The 865-nt window shown below is 55.0% G+C and carries 1 protein-coding gene; it reads left to right on the forward strand.

From position 1 onward, the window contains the following. Positions 1 to 97 precede the first annotated feature (97 nt). Positions 98 to 852 (forward strand): IS5 family transposase gene (locus tag GOB93_RS20975; RefSeq protein WP_173585279.1). Its coding sequence is split into 2 segments (ribosomal slippage): positions 98 to 422 and positions 422 to 852, totalling 756 coding nucleotides; the frame shifts between segments, so codons are not numbered across the junction. The last annotated feature ends 13 nt before the right edge of the window (positions 853 to 865 follow it).

Consider the following 865-nt stretch of genomic DNA (forward strand, 5'->3'; position numbering starts at 1 on the left):
TAGGGCGTGTCGTCAGTTAAGCGGGAGGATTATGCCGCTTGTACTCTCGTCTGATCTGTGATTTTTTCTTCCTGTTTCTGGAACGGGGAGAGAGTGAATGCGTCGGTATGGTCTGAGCGACGGTCAGTGGGAGCGGATAAAGGATTTCCTCCCGGGTCGTGAAGGTCATGTCGGAGGCACGGCTGCGGATAATTGCCTGTTTGTGGAAGCAGTGCTGTATCGTTACCGCGCGGGCATTCCCTGGCGTGATCTGCCTGTGCGCTTCGGGTACTGGAAGAACGTGCACCGGCGGCTGCGTCGCTGGTGCGAAAGCGGTGTGACCGAGCGGATTTTCCGGCATCCGGCCGCCGATCACGACAACGAATACATGATGATCGACAGCACGATTGTGCGGGCTCACCAGCATAGTGCGGGCGCCCGTAAAAAGGGGGCGCGGATCAGGCCATCGGCCGATCCCGTGGCGGACTGACTACCAAAATCCACGCCATTGTCGATGCTGCGGGAAAGGCTGTGGCTCTTTTCCTGACGCCAGGGCAGAGGGCCGACATTACTGAAGCAGAACCTCTCCTGGATGAAGCCGACCCTGCAGCCTTTATCGCCGACAAGGCTTATGATGCTGACCCGCTTATCGAAAAGCTTGAAGAACGACAGATCACACCGGTTATCCCCTCAAAGAAAAACCGTATCTGTCCACGAAAAATCCGTTTTTCAATTTATAAAAAACGAAACATCATTGAACGCTTCTTCGCCAGACTGAGGCAGTTCAGAGGTATCGCAACGCGCTGTGACAGGATGAAATCAACCTTCCTCGCAGTCGTGCAACTCGTCGCCGCAATTCTCGGACTTAACTGACGATACGCCCTAG

The sequence above is a fragment of the Acetobacter musti genome, assembly GCF_011516835.1.
In the GTDB taxonomy this organism is placed as follows: Bacteria; Pseudomonadota; Alphaproteobacteria; order Acetobacterales; family Acetobacteraceae; genus Acetobacter; species Acetobacter musti.